The sequence below is a fragment of the Eubacterium sp. AF19-12LB genome (assembly GCF_003479125.1).
GTDB classification, from domain to species: domain Bacteria; phylum Bacillota; class Clostridia; order Lachnospirales; family Lachnospiraceae; genus Eubacterium_U; species Eubacterium_U album.
Map to the genome: position 1 here is coordinate 119,739 of NZ_QUGP01000006.1, position 19,247 is coordinate 138,985.

The window sequence follows — 19,247 nt, forward strand, 5'->3', positions numbered from 1 at the left end:
GTAAACTAAATATTTGTAAATTATCAAAAATATAAAGAATTTTTTTGTAGGCACACCAGCTATTTTTTAGTTAGTGTGCCTATAATACCTTTTGTTAAAGGCTTAATAGTTACAAAATTTTTATATTTCTATAACATACTAATACCTCTTATTAATCTTCTTTTTTTAATCCAATAATGCATGCTCCTATTCCTACAATAGAAACTATAAACATTGCCATCATTGCTAATAAGATATTTGTAACTGTACCTGTCTTAGGGCTTGTCACATGACTTGCAGTATTTGTTGTATTTCCATCTGTTTCAGTTGTTGTACCACTCTTACTATCTGCACCATTTACAGTTACATTTTTATCAGACTTCTTATTATTCTTTGACTCATCTTCACCAAGAACATTTCCGGATTTATTTTTCTTTGTTGTCTGTGCCTTTTTATTATTCTTTTTGTTATCCTTCTTTGTTGTCTTAGTATTCTTGTCATCTTTCTTTGTCGTATTGTTGTTATTATTTATAACTGTCTGATTATTCTTGTCTTCAGGATTCTTAGTATATACAAATACTATTTCATTTCCTTCTAACTTCATTGTAACACTCTTCTTCTGTTCCTTTGCAGTATATCCGGCAATCTGTTTTGCTGTTTCTTCAACATTTTCTCCGTATGTACTGTTTTTAACTTCAGATGGTGATAATTCCTTACCATTTTCATCAACATACTTAACACTATAATTTAATGTTACTTTTTCGTAATGAGCTGTAAATGTTGTATTTCCTGTTATTTTTTCGTTTGCAGGATTTTCTACTAATGTTTCTTTTCCATCAGCAGTCTTCATTGTCCAGCCTGTAAATTTATAACCTACCTTTGAATTATTTTCAGGAACTTCTGATACTTTTTCGTTATACTTAACATTATCTTCTGTTTTTCCTGTTATTGTTCCATTTCCATCTGTGTTGAAAGTTACTTTGTAGTCTTTCTTAGAGTAGACAAATGTTATTACATTCTGATTTTCATTATCTGTAACATCAATTACAATATCTGCCTTAGTCTTATCCGGTGTATATCCGTATATTTCTTCAGCATTCTCTGTAATCTTTGTACCAAAGTCAACTGCATTAACTCTCTTTTCTGTTAAGAGTTCATTTCCATCTTCGTCTAAATATCTTACAACGTAATCATATTTTAAAGGTGCAAATTTAGCTGTAAATGTTGTCTTTTCTGTAATCTTTTCATTTGCAGGATTCTCTGATGCTACTGTTCCTGACTCTACAGTCTTTTCCCATCCTACAAATTCATATCCTTTATCCGGAGTTGGAGTAGGTACACTTGTTACTTTTTCGTCATGTTTTACTGACTGATTTGTATCACCTGTGATTTCACCGTTGTCTCCGGCTTTGAAAATAACGTTATGCTTATTCTTTTCATATAAGAAAACTATTTCATTTCCACTTTCTTTCATTATGATGCTCTTTGTAAGACTACCATCTACTGCATAAAATGGAACATCCACTGCTGTTTCTGTTACTTCTGAATCAAATAACGCACTTGCACTCTTCATATCTGCAATTTCTTCATTTGTATCTTTATCAAGATACTTAACTGTGTATGAATATGTCTTAGGTGCAAATTTAGCAACAAAACCAACATTTCCTGTTATAACCATTGCTTTAATTTCTTCTTCAGTTAAAATTGTATCCGGTGCTATTTCATTTGCCCAGCCTACAAATTCATATCCTGTGTCAGCTTTTGCTGTAGGAATAGTTGTTATATTTGAACCATGTTCTACAACATCAGTTATTTCGTCTTTTGCATCATTAATTGTACCATGCTTATTTCCTGATTCATCTTTTTCTATATTGAACTTAACGTCATATTTGTTAATTTCATAAACAAATTCAATTACATTGGCATCTTCGTTTTCTGTAATTGTAAGATTCTTTGAATTCTGCTCACCTGCTACCAAATGATATCCAGGAATTTCAATTGCATCTTCAGATACTAAAGAATTGTAGTCTGTTGCTGCTCTTTGAATTGCATCATATCCCGGTATAAGGTTACCATTCTTATCTACATATTTAACAGTATATTTATACTTGTTAGTTGTAAACTGTGCTGTAAATACAGTATCTTCAGTAATAAGTACATCCTTAGGATCTCCTAAGTACTCTTTTTCTGCTCCATTAGCAGTCATCTTCCATCCTGTAAATGTATATCCTGTCTTATTAGTAACCGTTGGTTGATTTCCTGTACTCGTATTTTCATCAATAGAATAATCAGTCTTATCACCTGTTGCTATAGTACCCTTATCAGGGTCAACTACATATTTAACTCCTACTCTAGGAATTGCATTTAATGTTCCATTTGCATCTACATCTGCCTTATCATATACAACATTAATTTTATCTGTTTCTTCATCATACTGAGGATTTGGTCCTGTAATCGTTCCAACAGGAGTTGACTTAAGACCATCCTTAGTCATTGTATGGTTAAATCCACTGATTGTAATTTTATCATCAATATCCATTACAAGCGCTTCATTTCCATCTCCAAATTTCTTTATAAAATTATCATATGCAGCATTCCTTGCTTCAAAGTCTGCTTTACTTAATGTATATGTTTCCTTTACTGTTCCATTTTTATCTGTCACAGTCACTTTTATTCCATCATCGCTTACTTCTACCTGATTTCCAAGTTCAATTCCTGCACTGCTGATACTTAATGCTTCGTTTCCATCAAAATCATCTTTTACTGAAATGTTCTTCATATAACCTGATTTTGCTGTAATTGTATATTCTAATCCAATTTTCTTTTCCTGACTTATAGCTGTATCATTATCAATAGTCTCACCTGTTGTCGGATTCTTGAATGTAACCTGCATTTCGGCTTTAATATCTGCCTTAGGAATAATTGCCACTTCAACTGTTGCTGTTGGAACTTTGATTAACTTATCAGTAACATTTCCATTGTTATCATATCCTTTATCATGACCTGAAATAGATACATCTAAAGTTGAAGTAAGTTTTCCTTCATAATCAGCTTTCTTAGTTAAGCCTTTTACTACTACGGTTTCATTCTTATCCAGAGAAATATTTCCAATTTCATTCTGGAACTCTCTCTTCTTAACATCATCTTTTAAATCTTCTTTACTAATTGTATAAGTCTTCTTTACTTTTCCGTCTCTATCAAGGACTTCTACAATAAGATTATCTTTTACATAAACACCTTTGTCTCCAAAATCAATTCCGTCTTTTCCTACTGTAACGCCCTGGTCTGTATCTTTAAATGTGATATCTTTCATGTCATCACTGCCTGATACTACAGAATAGTTAATTCCAACTTCTTCTCCAACAAGGACTTTGTCTCCATCCTTTAATTCATTTCCTTCTTTATCTGTATATTTAACAGATGGCTTTGCACTTGCCTGTTCAAGATACATATTTGTTTCAATCAAAATATTACTTGCTGTTGTATGACGTTCCATATAGAAGAAATCAAATGTATATGTTTCTCCTTCTTCCAAACCTAATTTTGTCTGTGTATCTTCGTCATTCAAATCAATATTACCTGAAAGTCTACCATGCGCACCACCAATATCCATTGCTAATTTTCCATTAATGAATAAATACACATCATCATCACCTTCAAACTTAAATGAAAGATTCTTAGCTTTAGAATATATAAATTCACAATGTGCTTTCATTGCATAATGGAAGTTATGTCCTTCTAATTCATCTGTCTTACCAAACGGAGCTGTCAAATCAGATGCTTCACCTAACACATCATCATCTAATGGGAAGAAACCATCTCCTTCCGGAGCATTAGTCTCATCTCTATATATATTTTTATTCGCTATATCATATACAACGTTGCTATTGTTAAAACTATATTTTTCATTAACGTAATTTAACTGTATGCTCTTATACGCATCTGTCTTTTTAGTAATATCTCCATTAGTATCTGTCCAGAAAGTATTTAATACATAATATGCATAATCCATACAGTTTTCTATATCTTGTGATGTTGCAGCTTTTTGTCCGGTAACTCTTGTAAATTTGTTTTTACTTACTTCATAAGCTGCATCTAAATCACTATCTGATGCAAGTTTAGCACCCGGCTTCTTTTCAACATTCAAATCATTGAATCTATAATCATTCTGTTCTGCATCAGTTTTATTTGAAGCAATACAGATTTTAACTTTATTAACGCCCTCAGGTATATCAAAAGTATCTCCCTGTTTTAAATTATCTGCCATTACTTCATCTGTACCATTATTTCTTATTTTCAAATCAAAGCTATTATTTTCATTAAATACACTTGATATTTTATAAGTTCTTCCAGGTGTAACCGCATATTCAAGATATGCTTCTGTATTTTCTCCTGCATCACATGTAATTCCACCATATCCTGATACTTTCCATGTACTTCCATCTTCTGCTTTCCATCCCAACTCTGTAAATGGAACATTATATTCATTCGTAATATTTGTGAATTTTCCTATAGCTGTTCCATCTTTATAAAGAGTTGGGTTAACTAATGCTCCCTCTACAGCTGTCGCCTTAACTGTAAGTTTTACATTCTGTGCACTATCTAATACGAAATCACATGAACCACTAACAGTATATTCATTCCCATTTTCAGTAATGATTTTTAACTCTACATCTTTAGTAATTCCCGGATAAGGAGTAAATGTATAATTACCTGCTTCTAATTTCCCAAAATCAAATGTAGCTGTAGCTCCATCTTTTAAAGCAATTAACCAATCTCCCTGCTTTTTCCATACAAGTTCATCTCCTGAATACCAATAACCATATCCGTCTTGAGTTTTGTATGTAAGGTCTCCGAAATTCCATCCTCTTTCCTGAATTGTGAGAGTTTTACCAATTAATTTTTCAGAATCACCTTCTTCAACTATCTGGTTTCTTAGTCTCTTGTATAATTCAGTCTGGTTTCCCGGATTCTGTGTTTCAAGATATTCTTTTAAATCTTTAGCAAGCTGAATTACTGTTTCCTTCTTATATACAGGAGTTCCATCTTCACCCAACTGGGTTTCGACAAGACCTTTTCCTGCATTACCACTAGTATCACTTTCGTCGTACATACTTAATTTTGTACCCAATACATATTCAAATAACATGTCGTCATTCAAATGATCGTATATTACAATCGGCATCTTCATAGTCTGTGGCATTTCATCTGCACTAACCGTAGATTTAGCTAATGAAAATCCATTGCAAAATACACTCGTTGCAGTTAACGTTACTGCTAAAAATGTTGATAGAAATTTTCTCATATGCTTTCCTCCATATTTTGTGTATACAAATTTTTATTTGAGACAAGTTTATTATATACCCTTTTTTTGTATGTTAAAATACGATTTTTGTATAAAAGCGTTATTTTTTCTTGTTATTTATTATCAAAAATTTATCAATTTTATTAACATTTTAAACTTTTTATAAAATAGTTTTTTATAGCAATAAAAATAAGACTGATAACCAAAAACCTTATCTGTTAATAATTATCAGTCTATTTAATCATTATTCTTAAATAGAATTTTTGCAATTATAAAATAATATTTAATATTTTTATTAAATATTATTTTATAATAAATTCGTTTTATTAAATTATATTTTCATTTTTATTCTGTCATTTATATCCATAGTTATTTGTTTTTTAAGTTGTTCTATATCATCAAATTTTCTTTCACCACGCATAAATTCGTAAAATGAAACTTCAATAACTTCTCCATATAAATTGCCATGAAAATTTGCAACATATGTTTCAACCTTTGTAGGATTATTTTCCGAAATCGTCGGATTAATACCTACATTAGTTATTGAACGATAACTTTTTCCATTTATGTTGGTTCTTGTTGCATATACACCATTTGGTGGCAATAGTTTTGTTGCTGCCGGCAAAATATTAGCCGTAGGAAAATTTATCGTTCTTCCGATTTTCTTTCCTTCCTCAACCTTTCCAATAACACTGTATGGATGGTCAAGCATTTCATTTGTTTCTTCTATCCTGCCTTCTATAATACTACTGCGTATTCCTGTACTGCTTATATCTTTGTCATGATATTTTTCTTTTTCAATTACATACAACTCATATCCGTATTTTTCTGTGTTTTTCTTCAGGTAATCAACATTTCCTGCACCCTTATTTCCAAAAGAGAAATCCGGTCCGCACACAATCGCTGTAGCCCCTAATTTTTTTTTCAAAAATTCATTTATAAATTCATCAGGTTCTAATGCCAAAAATTCTTTTGTCATTGGCATACTGCAATAAACATCAATTCCCTGTTTCTCACATAGAAGTCTTTTTTCTTCATCTGTTACAATTGTTTTTACTGTCTGATTATTCAATACATCTTTAGGTTCCGCAGCAAATGTCAGGACAACTTTACGTCTTCCATTTGCCTTTTTAGTCAATTCACTTAATAACTTTTCATGACCCTTATGTAACCCGTCAAATTTTCCAACAGTTACTATTGTATTGCTTAATTTTATCTTGTCTGTTGCCGACATGTTTATCATAATCCTACGACTCCTGTATGTATTTACAAAAATATCTTAACTGGTTTATATATCTGCTTATGTGCATCAAATTCATATATACCGATAAAATCTCCATTTTGTGCATAAACTCTTACTTTTTGTTTATCTTCAAAATTCATTCTTAGCAATGTATTTCCAGCTGTAAACTTGTTTCCATTATATATTAATTTGTCAAATTTTTCTGACACAATACATTTAGAATATTTATCAAGCATTTGATCCACGGGAACGATATAATCTTTTAATCTTCCATCATCTCTTGCCTTTTCTATCTGTTCAAGAGTAATACTTTCTTCAACTTTAAATCTTTCGACTCTTGTTCTTTCCAGTTTATCCATGCATCCATAAACACCAAGTTTATTTCCTATGTCATGACATAAAGTTCTGATATAAGTACCTTTTGAACATGTAACAATCATTTCGACTCTGGGAAGGTCAACATCAGTTATAGTTATATCAACTATCTTACATTGTCTTGCCGGTCTTTCAACTTCTTCGCCTCTTCTTGCTAAATTATAAAGTTTCTGACCATTTATTTTTATAGCCGAAAACATTGGTGGAATCTGTGCATAATCACCTATAAAACTTTTAATTGTTGTAAAGACTTCTGTCTGGTCTAAAGCATTCAATTTATCTTCTTCAGCTTTATTTATTATATTACCTGTACTGTCCTGTGTATCTGTTTCCTGTCCTAGTAACAAAACAGCTTTATACGTTTTATCTTTTTCTGATAAAATATCGCATAATTTTGTTCCCTTTCCAAGACACACCGGCAATACTCCAACGGCATATGGATCTAGAGTTCCCATATGTCCTATCTTTTTCTGTTTCAAAATGCCTCTTAATTTTGCCACTACGTCATGAGACGTATATCCCGGCTCCTTATAGACATTTATTACACCACTTATCATTCATTCCTCCTGTAATGGTAAGTCACATTACTATATTTATGACATTTGCTTTTCAATCTGTTCTGAAATGTTATTGATGATATCGTGTACATCTCCTACAGTATCAAATCCGGCAGCTCTTACATGACCGCCTCCACCAAAATATGATGCTATGACACTTACATCTACTAAATCCTGAGATCTCATACTTACCTTGTATTTCATTTCCCCTATCTGATACATAAATATTGCAACCTCTATTCCTTCAATATTTCTAAGCTGTGCAACTACTGAATCTAAATCCTTTGTCGTTACACCATAAAAATCCATAAGTTTTGTTGTTGCGTATGCAAATATGCATCTATTATCCATAAACCTTACACTTTCAAGCTGAAGTCTTCCTGCAACCTGAGACTGTGCATAAGTTTTTTTATAATATGTTTCTTCAAGAATCTTATTTGCATTAATTCCAAAATCCAACATTTTTCCTGCAACATTCATTGTTTTAGAAGTTGTGCTCTGGAATCTAAACACTCCTGAATCATGGGCAATTCCTGTATACATTGGTTCTGCAATAGATTTATCAAATAAACTTACATCTAACAAATCATATAAAACTTCACATGCCGAACTTGCATTTGGAAGAATATAATTATAATCTGCATATCCTCCATTACTGATGTGATGATCAATACATGCTGTTCGCTTTGCATGTTCAAAAAATTCTTTATTTAAACCTAATCTTTCTAAATCAGCACAATCAAGTGAAAAGAATAAATCGTACTCTGTTCCGTCGTACCCATTTGAATCTATTTTCTCAGAGTTCTTTATAAATAAGAATTTATCTTTAATTTTTTCCAGATATACTTTTACCTGTATATCCGGAAAATTTTTCTCAATGTAATTATAGAGTGTCATGCATGAACCGATGCAATCGCCATCCGGTCTGATATGTCCTGCTATTCCAATAGTTTTTGCATCGCCAATCAGTTCCTTTATAGGTATAGGATTATTCATTGTCATCTGACGTCACCTCATCAATCATTTTTGACATTCTTACGCCATACTCTATAGAATCATCTAAAATAAATGTAATCTGTGGAGTATTTCTTAAATTTACGGTTTTTGCAAGCTGATGTCTGATAAATCCAACTGCACTCTTAAGTCCTGCTAATGTATCAGCCTTTGTTTCTTCATCGCCTAACACACTTACATACGCCTTGCAATATTTAAGATCAGGTGTTACCTCTACATGGGTAACACTTGTCATTATTCCTACTCTTGGGTCCTTGAGTTCTCTGATTATATTACATAATTCTCTTTGAACTTCTCCGTTAATTCTTGTATTTTTTATGCTGTTCTTTCTCATATAATTCCTTTCCGGTTAACTAGTCTTATCTAGGTACCTCAACCATCATGTACGCTTCTACAGCATCTCCTTCAGCAATATCATTGAATTTTTCAAATACAAGACCGCATTCATATCCTGCTTTAACTTCCTTAACATCATCTTTAAATCTCTTAAGCGATGCAAGTGGTCCGTCAAATATCTGCTCTCCATCACGTGTAATTCTAGCTGAGCATCCTCTCTTAAATGAACCATCTAATACATATGAACCTGCGATATTTCCAACACCTGAAGCCTTGAAAATCTGACGAATTTCCGCATGACCGATAACTTTTTCTTCGTAAATTGGTTCAAGCATTCCCTTCATAGCTCTTTCAATATCTTCGATTGCATTGTAAATAACGCTATATAATCTTAAATCAACCTTTTCTCTTGTAGCAATTTCTTCTGCCTGAGCATCAGGTTTTACATTAAATCCAATAATAATTGCATTTGATGCAGAAGCCAAAATAACATCAGATTCATTAATTGCACCTACACCACCATGAATAACTTTAACTTCTACTTCTTCATTTGAAAGTTTTAACATACTCTGTTTTACAGCTTCTACAGAACCCTGTACGTCTGCCTTTATGATGATATTTAATTCCTTAAGGTTACCTGCCTTAATCTGACTGTTAATATCATCAAGAGAAATTCTGTACTTAGTTCCTTCAAGAAGTTTTTCCTTGCTATCTGCAATAAATGTTTCCGCAAATGCTTTTGCTTCATTTGCTGTTTCCTTAGCAACAAATACTTCACCTGCGTTTGGTACTCCGCTCAATCCTAAAATTTCTACTGGAGTTGAAGGTCCTGCTTCTGTAATTCTATTTCCTCTGTCATCTGTCATAGCTCTTACTTTACCGTAATTTGCTCCTGCTGCAATATGATCACCAATATGAAGTGTACCTTTCTGTACAAGTACAGTTGAAACAGGTCCTTTACCTTTATCAAGTTTTGCTTCAATTACGATACCTCTTGCCATACGGTCAGGATTTGCCTTAAGTTCAAGTACATCTGCCTGTAAAAGAACCATTTCTAATAATTCTTCAATTCCTTCTCTTGTATGTGCAGATACAGGAACCATTTCTGTATTTCCACCCCAATCAGCTGCTAATAATTCATATTCAGCTAATTCCTGTTTTACTCTTTCGATATTTGCACCCGGTTTGTCAATCTTATTAATAGCTACAATTATTTCAATTCCGGCTGCTTTTGCATGATTGATAGCTTCAACTGTCTGAGGCATTACACCATCATCTGCAGCTACTACCAAGATTGCAATATCTGTTGACTGAGCGCCACGCATACGCATTGCTGTAAACGCTTCATGTCCCGGAGTATCAAGGAAAGTAATCTTTCTGTCATTAATCTTAACAACAGAAGCACCAATATGCTGTGTAATACCACCTGCTTCACCTGAAATTACATTTGTTTCTCTAATTGCATCAAGAAGAGATGTTTTACCATGATCTACATGACCCATTACACATACAACAGGTGGACGACTTGTCATGTCTGCTTCATTTTCTTCTTCTTCCTTAAGAAGTTCTTCAATCATATCGACCTTAACTTCTTTTTCACACATAATTTCATATTCAAGGGCTATTTCTTCTGCTCCGGCAAAATCAATTTCAGTATTAACTGTAACCATCTTACCTTCTAAGAAAAGTTTCTTAATAATTGTTGATGGCTGCATTTTCATCTTTTCTGCTAATTCACCAATTGTAAGTGCTTCAGGGATTGAAATAACTTTGATTTCTTCTTTCTTTTCTTCCTTCTTCTGAGGTTTCTGTAATACCGGCTTGCTCAAATCAACTCTACGCCCATTCTTGCCTTTTCTTCCGCCATTACCATCTTCGTAATTCTTTCTTCCTCTTTCCTGCTTATCCTGGCGTAACTTGTTTTCTCTCTTATTACGATCTTTGCTCTGGATTATATCTGCAGGTGCACTCTGCTTCTGGTCATCTCTTCTTCTGTCATTTCTTCTGTTGTTGTCATTTCTGTCAAAATCTTTATCCTTATTATAACCATCATTATTTCTATTATTGAAATTGCGGTTATTGCCATTTCTATTATCTCTGTTAAATGACTTTCCATCATTGTTTCTGTTCTGACCATCTCTGTTTCCAAAGTTTCTGTTCTGACCATCTCTGTTATTTCTATTCTGTCCGTCCCTGTTGTTTCTGTTCTGACCATTTCCATTTCCATTTCTATTCTGTCCATCTCTGTTGTTTCTATTCTGGCCATTTCTGTTATTTCTTCTGTCATTGTTTCTGCTCTGTCCACGGCTTTCAGCAATTGCTGCTGCTTTTGCTGCTATCTCAGCTGCTTTTCTTGCTGCTGATTCTGCTGTAGGAGCCGGTCTCTTTGGTTCATTCTTAGCAACCGGTGTAACTACAGATTCAACCTTTTCTTCTTTTGGCTGTACATTATTTTCTACCGGCTTATTTGCACTTTCATTTTTTTCCTGTTCTACAGGTTTTGCTATCTGTTCATTCTCTTTCTTAACTGTTTCTGTTTTTTCAGTTTTCTGAGTGGCTGCATTCTGATTTTCACCTTCAGGTCTTGGACGACGTTTTTTCTCACCATCAGGTCTTGGTCTTCTTGGTCTTTCTTCGCCATCACCTTTAAGGCGAACCATTCCTCTGCTTGTAATAATTCTCTTATGTTTCTTTTCTTCTTTGACTTCTGTTTTTTCTGTAGGTGTCACTTTTTCAGCTGTTTTATCTTCAGATGTCTTGCTCTTGCTAAATTTATCCTTTATGTATTTTACTTCACTGTCATCCACTGAGCTCATTGCTTTTACGTCAATGCCTTTTTCTCCCAATGCTTTTACTATATCTGCACTTTTTATATCTAATTCTTTTGCTAATTCATGTACTCTCATTTTTGCCATTCTATAACCTCCGATTATTTTACTTGATTATCTAACATTTTTATGATTGATTTTGAGAATCCTTCGTCAACTACTGCCAATGACATTCTGGTTTTATTTCCTGTAGCTTTTCCTAAGTCCTGTGTTGTTCCATAATAAAACAACGGTATTTTGTAATATTCACATTTATTTTTAAACTTCTTCTTTGTATTATCCGATGCTTCTACAGAAACAATAACTGCATGGGCTTTATTTCCCTGAATCGCTTTTTCTACTGAGAACTCTCCTGATACAGTCTTGCCGGCTTTAGTTGCTAAACCAATCATAGATATAACCTTATCCATTGATTTCTCCTAACTCAGCCTTTAGCTGTTCATATACTTCTTCCGGAACCTTTGCCTTAAGTGTTCTTTCAAGACCTTTGCTCTTCATAGCTTTTTCAAGGCATTTTACATCCGGGCAAATGTATGCCCCTCTGCCATTTTTTCTACCCGTAGCATCCATAGAAATATTTCCTTCTTTATCACGGATAACACGAATCATATCTTTTTTATTTTTCACTTCATTGCACCCGGTGCATTTTCTTAATGGAACTTTCTTTGTCTGGCTCATATTGACCTCTCTTACTTATTCTTCTGAATCATCCTCACTGTCAGCTTCATTTTCATCGAAGTTTTCTTCTAAAGTATCATCAGCTTCATTTTTTTCTTCATTATATTCTTCTTCATCATAGTATTCGTCGTCATCATAATACTCATCTTCATCATAATATTCGTCATCATCGAATATATACTGAATTCCGGCTTCTTTTGCCTGTGTTTCACTCTTGATATCAATCTTGAATCCTGTAAGTCTTGCTGCAAGTCTTGCATTCTGACCTTCTTTACCGATTGCTAAAGATAACTGATAATCAGGAACGATTACCATAGCTTCTTTTTCGTCAGGATCAGCTAATACTGAAACAACTTTTGCAGGGCTTAATGCATTTTCAATTAAAATTGCAGGATTTTCATCCCAATTTATAATATCAATCTTTTCACCACAAAGTTCATCTACGATTGCATTAACTCTTGCTCCATTTACACCTACACATGCACCTACTGCATCTACATTAGGATTGTTTGAGTAAACTGCCATCTTTGTTCTTGAACCTGCTTCTCTTGAAATACTCTTGATTTCAACTGTTCCGTCCTGGATTTCTGAAACTTCCTGTTCAAATAAACGCTTTACTAATCCCGGATGAGTTCTTGAAACAACGATTCTTGGTCCTTTATTTCCATCTTTAACTTCTGTAATATATAACTTAATTCTGTCTGTTGGTCTGAAATGTTCTCCTGGTACCTGTTCCTTTTCCATTAAAACAGTATCTGTCTTTCCAAGATTTACGCTAATATTCTTTCCATTAATTCTTTGAACAATACCTGTAATAATGTCATTCTGTTTTTCATAGTACTGTTCAAATACACTCTTTCTTTCTTCTTCTCTGATTTTCTGTAAAATACCATTCTTAGCACTCTGTGTTGCAATTCTTCCGAAGTCCTTTGACTGGATTTCTACATTAACCATATCTCCGATTTCGTATGTTCCCTTAATTGCTCTTGCATCTTCTAATGAAATTTCAATTACAGGATCAAATACTTCTTCAACAACTTCCTTCTGTGAATAAATGTGGAAATCTCCTGTTTCTCTGTCAACATTAACAATAACATTGTCAGCTTTATTAAAATTATTCTTATATGCAACTACAAGCGAATTTTCGATTGCTTCAAATAACACTTCTTTACTAATTTCTTTTTCTTTTTCCAGTACATTTAATGATTCAATTAATTCTTTATTCATTTTCCTTTATCCTCCTAATTATCTCTACATACTGTTGTCCTTCATCGGACTGTTTTCTGTTCTATTTGATACAAAGTAATTGTTAGAAATCAAATGTCAATCTTACGAGTGCAACATCAGCTCTGTTAAACACCGTTTCTTCGCCATCTTCTAATTCAACTGTAAAAGTATTCTCTTCTTTGTTGAATTCCTTTAAGATTCCCACAAATTCTTTTTGTTTGTTTATAGCTCTATATAAATGAATTTCAATTTCTTCACCTATACTTCTTACAAAATCCTTATCTTTCTTTAATGGTCTTCCAAGTCCCGGAGAACTTACTTCTAATATATAAGCATCGCTTATAAAATCTTCCTGGTCTAACTTTTCACTGAGTTCTCTGCTTATCGGTTCAATATCATCTATAGATATTCCGCCCGGCTTATCTATAAAAGCTCTCAAATACCAGTTACTGCCTTCTTTTACATACTCTACGTCAACTAATTCGAATCCTCTTTCGTCAACCATTGGCTGAAGTAGTGCTTCTGTCTTTGCTTCGTATTCTTCTCTTCTTGACACGCTTTCTCCTCAACTTTCTACTATTATTATGTCTTTATTTAAGACTTTTTAACAATAACAAAGAGTGGACCTCTGGTCCACTCCTTATCATCTAGTCAATATTTACGTTAAACAGTATAACTCTGCTTTTATTTTGTGTCAAGCAAATGGCGTAAAAATGGCGGTTTAACGACATAAAACCAGCGTAAAAGCAACACAAAACTATCTCATAAAGAAATTTTTAAATGCTTTTTACCACATACTCTTCTTTTTATTTCATGGATTTTGCATAATTTTACAATTTTTACCTATTTAGTAATGTAATTTTTATAATAATCATTTATACTTATACAGGAAAAAATCATTGGAAGGTACATATTATAATGAAAAGGATTTTAAAACACACACTAATTTTATCAATGCTTACATGCACTTTAACATTTTCTACAAATACAAAGGCTTCTGTTGCAGATACTTCTTTAAATGAAAGTACTACAAATGAAGTCACTACAACTTACAACTTATCAGAAACTTCTTTAAGTAACGATACTAAGGCCGTTTCTTTACCTTCAGATAAATCTGATTATATTAAATCTGACTTATCGCCTTTAACTTCTAAGGTCATAGTTCTTGATCCCGGTCATTGCAAAAAGCATATCGGTGCCCGTGGATATGGACTTAAAGAAGAAGATATTGTACTTGATATTTCTAAAGCATGCAAAAACAAATTAGACAATTATGGTGACATTACAGTTTATACGACAAGAACAACCAATAATTGTCTCTCTACCCTCGGACTTGGAGACTGCCTTACAGCAAGAAACAGATATTCAAAAAGACTTAATGCTGATTTTTTAATAAGTCTTCATATCAATGCTAATGAAAATAAAAATAAAACCGGTGCTTTAATGCTTGCAGCATATGACTCCGGTTATAATAAAAGAATTCATTTACAAACTACCTCATTTGGTAAAATTGCCTTAAAGAACTTACATTCCTTAGGATTAAAAAAACGTGGTTTTTGGATGCGAAAATACAAAGGTTTGCATTACAAAAACGGGTCTAGAATGGATTATTATTCTATTGTCAGAAATGGTGTTTTATACAATATTCCAAGTGTTATTATTGAGCACGGATATATCACAAATAAATCTGACTGCAAAAAATATTTTAATACAGTAGCTAAAAGATACCTTCTTGGTAAAAAGGATGCCGATTCCATCATTTCATATTTTGGACTAAATAAAGAAATAATTTCCGGTAAATTTGTAAAAGACGGTAAGGATACATATTATTTAACAGGCGACAACAACATCGTAACCGGTTGGGTTAAATACTCCGGTAAATGGTATTATTTTGACACTGTTACCGGAAAAATGAAAACAGGTTTTTTAACTGTAGATAACAGGAAATTTTACTTAAGCCCTTCTACCGGAGAAATGTGTACAGGTTGGATTACCGTTAAAGGAGCAAAATATCTTGCAACAGGAAATGGGTCTTTAGTAACAAATACATATTTTAATGATGGGATAAAAACTTATAAATTTAACGCTTCCGGCAAGAAGATGTAAGTTTTTCATTTATTCTTTTTATATGCCTATAATGAATTTTATATATTTTTCATTTTTAGAATTATTGTTTTTTTATCGCCTATATTAAAATTATAAATAGTATGGCATATTATGACTTACAGATATTATTAATTATAGATAGTGGATTTTTTTATGGAGTTACTACAATTAAAATATTTTAAAGATGCCGCTGAACTTGAGAATTTTCCTTAATTGCTAAGAAAAATATGGTTCCTCACCCCTCTATAAGTTACGCAGTAAAGAACTTTGAATACTTCGTTCCATAAGTAAAATCTTATCTCATACAAAAAAATCACAGAAATAATTCTGTGATTCTACAAGCAGCCTGTACGGGAATTGAACCCGTGATTCCGCCTTGAGAGGGCGGCGTCTTAACCTCTTGACCAACAGGCCTAAAAAATATTACTGTACTATTATAACAAGAACCGTCAAATTTGCAAGCACTTTTATTATTTACACTTTTATTATTTACACTCTTCTTTTTCCTAACTTTATCTTTAATAATCTTTCATAAAATTATCAAACTTTCTTTTAATTTTGTACACATTCTTCAATTATCATAAAATCATAAAATCGAAACACTCTTAAACAAAATTTTGTTTGTGATACATGTCTGGTTTGACGAAAGTGCATTTGACGCCGTCGGTTCAAATATTTAGTGCATAGGCTGAATGAAACCGCAGGTTTCAAAGTCTGTCTGTGTGCTGAATATTTAGAACTGCTACGAGTGGCAAGCAGCGCGAGCGTTCTTTTGTCGAACCAGACATGTATCACAACAGAAATTTTATAATTGTTTCGCAATTTTAGTTTTTGAATAATTGAGAAAGGGTTGCAGAATATCTGCATAGTATAAATTATATGAACGTTTTAATGTTATTAAAAAATAAATCAGAGGTTTCCTACATATATGACACATTTACATTTGAACAGGGATTAGAAGCTATGAAGGAACATGGTTATACCGCTATTCCGGTTTTATCAAAGGATGAAAAATATGTAGGTTGTGTTAGCGTTAGTGACTTTTTATGGAGTCTTGTTGACTATATGAACAATAAGGTAAAAAGTGAAAAACCTTATTTGGTTAAAGATATAATAAAGAAAAATTATAATCCGGCAGTTCGCGTAGATGTGAAAATGGATGAGCTGTTAAATCGCTCAATGAGCCAGAATTTTATTCCTGTTACAGATGACAGAGATTATTTTATTGGCATCGTAACAAGACAGGACATAATCAGAAGTTTTGTTGGTTCAACACAACCTTCTGAAAGCAATGCATAAAATGACTATTATCTTAAATTTGTGAACACATTTTTCAACTTTTCTTTGTGTTCAAATTTTTTTCATACTTTTTTTTCTTATAAAAGGCTTATAATACAAAAGTATTCGATTCTTCTATGTTATAAGCCTTTTCATTTACATTTCTTTATACTTTTATTCTAACCATCGTTCATCCGGCTACCGGATTTTATTATTGATTAAGCCTTTTTTTTGTGATGGTTGGAAGATTACTGTTATATGAGTTCCCTTTCCTTCGGTACTCTCGAGTTCAAGCTGTGCATTATGTTTTATCAAAATATGCTTAACTATTGCTAGTCCAAGTCCTGTTCCACCTGTTGATTTTGACCTGCTCTTATCAACTCTGTAAAATCTTTCAAATATTCGTTTCTGATTTTCCTTTGAAATTCCTATTCCGGTATCTAGTACCTCAAGATTTACTCTATCTAATATTTTATTAACACGTACAGTGGCACTTCCACCCTCTCTGTTATATCTGATAGCATTACTCAGAAGATTATACACTAATTCTTCCATCATCATCTTATTAGCAGTTATATTACATGGTGTTCCTTCAAATTTTAAATTGACTCCATGATCTTTAGCATTAAATTTAAGCATTTCCACACAATTTTTTGCAATGTCGTATATATTTACTGTTTCCATTGCAACTTTGCTTTCTGACGAATCAAGTTCAGACAATTCTATGATGTCATTTATAAGTGTTAGAAGTCTTTGAGAACTTTTGTGTATTTCTCCTGCAAATCTTATAGTATCTTCCTGTGTTGCCATTCCATTTTCAATTAATTCCGAATATCCTGAAATGGATGTAAGAGGAGTCTTTAATTCATGCGATACGTTCGCTGTAAATTCCTGCCGCACATGAGAATTTTTTACTATATCCTCATGTTGTTTCTTTATTGTATCGATAAAAGGCTGTATCTCTTTATATGTTTTTATATCTTTTATTTCATCAATATTATTAGCAAGTTCTTCTACCGGTTTTACAATACTTTTTGTAATATAATGAGTAATAATTCCAACAGAAAAAAGCATTAATATTATGATTCCTAAAATAAGCGGAAGCACTTTTATAAAAATATTCCACACACTACTAGCTTCTTTTGCAATTCTTAAAACCTGTCCATCATCCAAAAGTACTGCATAATAATATGTGCTCTTATTAAGAGTTGAAGATTTTCTAACATCTGAGCCCTCACCATTTTTGAGCGCCGATTCTATTTCAGGTCTGTCTTTATGATTATCCATTTCAATATCATTTGCTTCATTATCATAAACAACAGTTCCATCTGCATCTATTATTGTTATTCGCAAATCTTCGTTTTTGAGATTTAATTTTTCCTCATTAGACGCATTAAACACCCCTGCACTTCTAAGTACATGGGTGTATGCTTTCATGTCATTTCTCATTTCCTGTACAAACAATTCATAAAATGTTCCTACAGACAAACTCATAGTTAATATAATAGCAATAAATGAAACTATAATAAATTGCATATTTATTTTTTTCTTCATTACATTACTCCATCCTATATCCTACATTTCTTACCGTCTTAATTCTATTTCCTGCCTCTTTAAGTTTGTGTCTTAAAGTTTTTATATGCATGTCTAATGTTCTTGATTCACCTTCGTAATCTGTTCCCCATACGTCTGCCATTATTGTATCTCTATGTAATACAATTCCTGCATTAATCATAAGTAATTTTAATAGTTCAAATTCTTTGTATGTAAGTTCACAAGGCTCATCATTTACATAAACAGCTCTTTTTTCAGTATCCATAAACACATTACCTATAGATATCATTTTTTCTTCCTGCAGATTTCTGCTTCTTCTAAGAAGTGCCTTTACCCTTGATATAAGTTCCATTACTCCAAATGGTTTGGTTATATAATCATCTGCTCCCATATCAAGTCCTTTTACTTTATCTATTTCTGTTGTTTTAGCTGTAACCATGATGATTGGCACTCTCATGGTATCCGGTCTTTTTCTTAATTTTTTTACTATTTCAAGACCATCTTCATCCGGAAGCATCACATCTAACAACACAAGGTCCGGAAGTTTCTCGTACAGCCTTTTGTAAAAATCTCCGGCACATTCAAATCCCTCTACAGCGTAATCTATGTTTTTTAATGCAAACATTTCTATTTCCTGTATGTTTTTATCATCTTCAACAATATATATTAAAGCCATATCTTCCTCCTTGTGTTTATCATAAAACTATTTCTGTCTAATCTGCATACTAATATTATGCTCATTTTTTATTCACATAACATAACTAAAG

At 32.7% G+C, this 19,247-nt stretch carries 14 protein-coding genes and 1 tRNA gene; 2 read left to right on the top strand and 13 right to left on the bottom strand.

The annotated features are described in order from the left end of the window. Positions 1-151: 151 nt before the first annotated feature. The 10 genes from DWX29_RS07695 to rimP all read right to left on the bottom strand — a co-directional run bounded on the left by DWX29_RS07695 (position 152) and on the right by rimP (position 14,098). Positions 152-5,284: a fibro-slime domain-containing protein gene (locus DWX29_RS07695; protein WP_118565551.1), complete on the bottom strand. Its 5,133-nt coding sequence runs from the start codon at positions 5,282-5,284 to the stop codon at positions 152-154. A gap of 331 nt (positions 5,285-5,615) precedes the next feature. Further along, complete coding sequence (locus tag DWX29_RS07700; protein WP_118565552.1) at positions 5,616-6,527, bottom strand: bifunctional riboflavin kinase/FAD synthetase; 912 nt, start codon at positions 6,525-6,527, stop codon at positions 5,616-5,618. Between the two features lie 23 nt (positions 6,528-6,550). Continuing rightward, complete coding sequence (truB, locus tag DWX29_RS07705) at positions 6,551-7,459, bottom strand: tRNA pseudouridine(55) synthase TruB (protein ID WP_117909818.1); 909 nt, start codon at positions 7,457-7,459, stop codon at positions 6,551-6,553. A gap of 36 nt (positions 7,460-7,495) precedes the next feature. After that, complete coding sequence (locus DWX29_RS07710; protein ID WP_313958655.1) at positions 7,496-8,461, bottom strand: bifunctional oligoribonuclease/PAP phosphatase NrnA; 966 nt, start codon at positions 8,459-8,461, stop codon at positions 7,496-7,498. Beyond that, positions 8,448-8,807, bottom strand: a complete 360-nt coding sequence (gene rbfA / locus DWX29_RS07715) for a 30S ribosome-binding factor RbfA (RefSeq protein WP_022088486.1) — start codon at positions 8,805-8,807, stop codon at positions 8,448-8,450. The genes DWX29_RS07710 and rbfA overlap by 14 nt, the downstream gene beginning before the upstream one ends. 25 nt (positions 8,808-8,832) lie before the next feature. Continuing rightward, entirely contained in the window at positions 8,833-11,724 is a 2,892-nt protein-coding gene (gene infB / locus DWX29_RS07720; RefSeq protein ID WP_022088485.1) for a translation initiation factor IF-2, read from the bottom strand. Positions 11,725-11,738: 14 nt separating this feature from the next. Beyond that, entirely contained in the window at positions 11,739-12,047 is a 309-nt protein-coding gene (locus DWX29_RS07725; protein ID WP_022088484.1) for a ribosomal L7Ae/L30e/S12e/Gadd45 family protein, read from the bottom strand. After that, entirely contained in the window at positions 12,040-12,315 is a 276-nt protein-coding gene (locus DWX29_RS07730; protein WP_022088483.1) for a YlxR family protein, read from the bottom strand. Before DWX29_RS07730 ends, DWX29_RS07725 begins: the two co-directional genes overlap by 8 nt. Before the next feature lie 15 nt (positions 12,316-12,330). Continuing rightward, positions 12,331-13,542 (bottom strand): transcription termination factor NusA, encoded by a 1,212-nt coding sequence (nusA, locus tag DWX29_RS07735; RefSeq protein WP_022088482.1) that lies wholly within the window; start codon positions 13,540-13,542, stop codon positions 12,331-12,333. A gap of 82 nt (positions 13,543-13,624) precedes the next feature. Next, a complete protein-coding gene (gene rimP / locus DWX29_RS07740; protein ID WP_022088481.1) occupies positions 13,625-14,098 on the bottom strand; it encodes a ribosome maturation factor RimP in 474 nt (157 codons plus the stop codon). Positions 14,099-14,460: 362 nt separating this feature from the next. Between rimP and DWX29_RS07745 the strand changes: the two genes are divergently transcribed. Beyond that, positions 14,461-15,648 (top strand): N-acetylmuramoyl-L-alanine amidase, encoded by a 1,188-nt coding sequence (locus DWX29_RS07745; protein WP_118565553.1) that lies wholly within the window; start codon positions 14,461-14,463, stop codon positions 15,646-15,648. Positions 15,649-15,990: 342 nt separating this feature from the next. Here DWX29_RS07745 and DWX29_RS07750 read toward each other — a convergent pair. Continuing rightward, a tRNA-Glu gene (locus tag DWX29_RS07750) sits at positions 15,991-16,062 on the bottom strand. 477 nt (positions 16,063-16,539) lie between these two features. Here DWX29_RS07750 and DWX29_RS07755 point away from each other — a divergent pair. Continuing rightward, positions 16,540-16,947 (top strand): CBS domain-containing protein, encoded by a 408-nt coding sequence (locus DWX29_RS07755; RefSeq protein WP_243053245.1) that lies wholly within the window; start codon positions 16,540-16,542, stop codon positions 16,945-16,947. Positions 16,948-17,124: 177 nt separating this feature from the next. Here DWX29_RS07755 and DWX29_RS07760 read toward each other — a convergent pair whose 3' ends face one another. Both DWX29_RS07760 and DWX29_RS07765 read right to left on the bottom strand, forming a co-directional pair. After that, a complete protein-coding gene (locus DWX29_RS07760; protein ID WP_118565554.1) occupies positions 17,125-18,480 on the bottom strand; it encodes an ATP-binding protein in 1,356 nt (451 codons plus the stop codon). Between the two features lie 4 nt (positions 18,481-18,484). Beyond that, complete coding sequence (locus DWX29_RS07765) at positions 18,485-19,156, bottom strand: response regulator transcription factor (protein WP_022088477.1); 672 nt, start codon at positions 19,154-19,156, stop codon at positions 18,485-18,487. Positions 19,157-19,247: the final 91 nt, after the last annotated feature.

Bases quoted from the DNA above. Each gene is read 5' to 3' on its own strand.
- DWX29_RS07695 (WP_118565551.1), bottom strand. From the start codon at position 5,284: ATGAGAAAATTTCTATCAACATTTTTAGCAGTAACGTTAACTGCAACG.
- DWX29_RS07700 (WP_118565552.1), bottom strand. From the start codon at position 6,527: ATGATAAACATGTCGGCAACAGACAAGATAAAATTAAGCAATACAATA.
- truB (WP_117909818.1), bottom strand. From the start codon at position 7,459: ATGATAAGTGGTGTAATAAATGTCTATAAGGAGCCGGGATATACGTCT.
- DWX29_RS07710 (WP_313958655.1), bottom strand. From the start codon at position 8,461: ATGACAATGAATAATCCTATACCTATAAAGGAACTGATTGGCGATGCA.
- rbfA (WP_022088486.1), bottom strand. From the start codon at position 8,807: ATGAGAAAGAACAGCATAAAAAATACAAGAATTAACGGAGAAGTTCAA.
- infB (WP_022088485.1), bottom strand. From the start codon at position 11,724: ATGGCAAAAATGAGAGTACATGAATTAGCAAAAGAATTAGATATAAAA.
- DWX29_RS07725 (WP_022088484.1), bottom strand. From the start codon at position 12,047: ATGGATAAGGTTATATCTATGATTGGTTTAGCAACTAAAGCCGGCAAG.
- DWX29_RS07730 (WP_022088483.1), bottom strand. From the start codon at position 12,315: ATGAGCCAGACAAAGAAAGTTCCATTAAGAAAATGCACCGGGTGCAAT.
- nusA (WP_022088482.1), bottom strand. From the start codon at position 13,542: ATGAATAAAGAATTAATTGAATCATTAAATGTACTGGAAAAAGAAAAA.
- DWX29_RS07745 (WP_118565553.1), top strand. From the start codon at position 14,461: ATGAAAAGGATTTTAAAACACACACTAATTTTATCAATGCTTACATGC.
- DWX29_RS07755 (WP_243053245.1), top strand. From the start codon at position 16,540: ATGTTATTAAAAAATAAATCAGAGGTTTCCTACATATATGACACATTT.
- DWX29_RS07760 (WP_118565554.1), bottom strand. From the start codon at position 18,480: ATGAAGAAAAAAATAAATATGCAATTTATTATAGTTTCATTTATTGCT.
- DWX29_RS07765 (WP_022088477.1), bottom strand. From the start codon at position 19,156: ATGGCTTTAATATATATTGTTGAAGATGATAAAAACATACAGGAAATA.